A 2,600-nucleotide genomic window follows, 5' to 3' on the forward strand; every position below is an offset into this window, starting at 1 on the left:
GCGCGGGCGGGGGGGCCGGCGGCGGGGGGGGGGGGGGGCCCCGGCGGGGGGGGGGGGCGGGGCCCGCGTGGCCGGGGGGGGGGGGCGGGTGGGGGTGGGGGTGTTGGGGTCAGGCGGCGTGGGCGGCTTGGAGCCAGTTGGTGAACTCGCAGGCGAAGTGCCACTGGTGGCCGGTGGGGAGGAGGTCGGGGGCGGCTTCCGGGAACTGGACGGTGAGGCGGATGCGCAGGCCGTCGGGGGTGTCGGCGAATTCGTGGAGGACGCGGAGGACCTCGGTGCCGTCGGCGAGGGTGCCGGTGCCGCCGATGCGGACCGGGAAGGTGTCGTCGCCGGGGAGGTCGTGGTGGAAGTGGAGGAAGAAGCGGGCCGGGCCGGTGCCGATGGTTTCGATGATCTCGACCTGCTCGCCGGTGGAGTCGGCGAGGTAGTGCTCGGGGTTGGCGGCGAGCAGGGCGGCGCGGTCGCCGGTCTGCAGGCGGGACTGCCACCAGGTGAGGAAGGTGTCGGCGTCGATGCCGGTGGCGGTGAGTTCGGTGACGGCGGTGCGCCGGCGGCCGGCGGAGGCCCGGGCCCAGCCGGCCAGGGCGGTGTCGGCGGCGGTGGTGTCGGGGGTGAGCAGTTCGCGCGTCCGGTCGTCGCCGAGGCGCTGCTTGAGCAGGCGCAGGGCGGCGCGGGCGCGGTCGAGTTCCCAGGCGAGGACGGCCTCCCGGGGGTGGGGGGTGCCGTCGATCTCGGTGCGGATGGTGAGGCCGGGCTGCATGGCGTCGCTCCTTGAAGAGGGCGAGAAGGCGGAGGAATTTTCTCCGCTTCTGGTGACGCTAGCATAGGGGGAGAGATTTTCTCCGGTTAGGGAGTTGTGGATGAGGGCCGACGCGGAGCGCAGCCGGCGCAGGATCCTGGACGCCGCCTGCGAGGTGTTCCTGGAGCGGGGTCCGGACGCCCCGTTGGACGCGGTGGTGCGGCGGGCCGGGGTCGGCCCGGGCACGCTCTACCGGCGGTTCCCCGACCGGGAGGCGCTGGTCCGCGAACTGGTCACCGACCTGCTGGCCCGGCTCACCGAGGCCGCCGAGCAGGCGCGGGCGGCCGAGCCGGATCCGTACCTGGCGCTGCGCCGCTTCGTGCACGCCGCCGCCGATCTGCGGATGGGGGCGGCGATCGTGGTGCTGTTGGAGCACCTGGTGGTGGACGAGGAGCTGGTGGCGGTTCGCCGGGGCACCGTCGTGGCGGTCGAGGGGCTGCTGCGGGCCGCGCGGGAGGCCGGGCGGCTGCGCCCCGACGTGGGGATGGGGGACCTGGTGCTGCTCTGCGTCCGGGTGTCCCGTCCGCTGCCGGGGGCGCTGGCGGCGCTGGACGCGGACGGCTCCTTGGTCCACCGGCACCTGGACCTCGCGCTGGCCGGGTTGGCCGGCGAACCGGACGGACCGCCGGGGCGCGCGTTGGGCTTCGACGAGGTGATCGCCGCGGCCGGGCGGCCCGGTGAGCCGGGTCCGGGGCGGGTGACAGAGTGACCGCCATGGACGAGGACGAGCTGGTGCGGGCCTGGCGGGCGGCCGAGCGGGAGCCGGGGGCGGTGCTGCTGGACGGGTTCCACGCGCTGAAGCACGCGCTGCGGTTCGGGGGCGAGGTGCGGCGGGTGCTGACCGCCGACCGGGCGGCTCTGCTGGCGTTGGCGGGTGAGCTGGCGCCGGATGTCGTGCCGGCGCTGGAGGGGCTCGCGGTGGAGGTGCCGGAGGCCGTGCTGCGGGGGCTGGTGCCGCGGTTGCACCCGACGGGGGTGGCCGCGTCGGCGGTGCGGCCCGGTGCGCGGGCGAACCGGGCGGTGCTGGCCCGCCGGCCGCGGACGGCGCCGGTGGTGGTGCTGGAGAATCCGCGCAACCTGGGGAACGTCGGGGCGGTGATCCGGCTGGCGGCGGGGTTCGGTGCCACCGGGGTGGTGACCACCGGGGACCTGGATCCGTGGCACCCGAACGTGCTGCGGGGCAGCGCGGGACTGCACTTCGCGACCGCGGTCGAGCACTTGGATCCGGAGCAACTGCCGGACGGGCCCCTGTACGTGCTGGATCCGGAGGGGGCGGACATCCGGGACGTGCCGTTCCCCGACGAGGCGCTGCTGGTCTTCGGCACCGAGCGGCACGGCGTGTCGGAGGAGCTCAAGGCGCGCGCCGACCACCTGGTGGCGGTGCCGATGCAGCCGGGAGTGTCCAGCTTCAACCTGGCGACCAGCGTCGGGATGGGCCTCTTCCACTGGATGTCGGGGCGGCGCTGAGGCGCGGTGCCCGGGAGGGCACCGTGCCCCGGCGGGGCCGTCAGGAGAAGAGCCGGCGCCAGGTGTCGGGGCCCGGGTAGCCGTCGGCCTCGCTGCCGCGCCAGCCCTGGGCCTGCTGGAAGGCCTGGACGGCGCGGCGGTCGCTCTCCGTCCAGCGCGGGCCGGGGCCGACGCCGTACGAGCCGCCGAAGCCCTTGCGGACCAGCTGTTCGCCGAGCAGACGGACGTGGTCGTTGTTCTGGCCGGGGCCGAAGTACCGCGCACCGGGGAAGGCGGAGCCGCCGGTGGTGGGCGGCGGGGGCGGCAGCGGGGTGCCGCCCCCCCCCCCGCTGTC

4 protein-coding genes are annotated in these 2,600 nt (G+C 76.2%); 2 read left to right on the forward strand and 2 right to left on the reverse strand.

Annotated features, from left to right (window positions below):
• Positions 1-109: 109 nt before the first annotated feature.
• Positions 110-760, reverse strand: coding sequence for a hypothetical protein (locus ACWGKU_RS38860; RefSeq protein ID WP_452180869.1), 651 nt, complete (start codon positions 758-760; stop codon positions 110-112).
• 100 nt (positions 761-860) lie between these two features.
• Here ACWGKU_RS38860 and ACWGKU_RS38865 point away from each other — a divergent pair, with 100 nt between their 5' ends.
• Positions 861-1,508, forward strand: a complete 648-nt coding sequence (locus ACWGKU_RS38865; protein WP_380545796.1) for a TetR/AcrR family transcriptional regulator — start codon at positions 861-863, stop codon at positions 1,506-1,508.
• A gap of 5 nt (positions 1,509-1,513) precedes the next feature.
• Positions 1,514-2,266 (forward strand): TrmH family RNA methyltransferase, encoded by a 753-nt coding sequence (locus ACWGKU_RS38870; protein ID WP_452180870.1) that lies wholly within the window; start codon positions 1,514-1,516, stop codon positions 2,264-2,266.
• Between the two features lie 40 nt (positions 2,267-2,306).
• Here the strand turns inward: ACWGKU_RS38870 and ACWGKU_RS38875 are convergent.
• The coding region (locus ACWGKU_RS38875) for a peptidoglycan-binding protein (RefSeq protein ID WP_452191776.1) at positions 2,307-2,600 on the reverse strand (294 nt) is incomplete at its 5' end.

This window comes from Kitasatospora sp. NPDC054768 (genome assembly GCF_053612025.1).

Bases quoted from the DNA above. Each gene is read 5' to 3' on its own strand.
- ACWGKU_RS38870 (WP_452180870.1), top strand. From the start codon at position 1,514: ATGGACGAGGACGAGCTGGTGCGGGCCTGGCGGGCGGCCGAGCGGGAG.
- ACWGKU_RS38865 (WP_380545796.1), top strand. From the start codon at position 861: ATGAGGGCCGACGCGGAGCGCAGCCGGCGCAGGATCCTGGACGCCGCC.
- ACWGKU_RS38860 (WP_452180869.1), bottom strand. From the start codon at position 760: ATGCAGCCCGGCCTCACCATCCGCACCGAGATCGACGGCACCCCCCAC.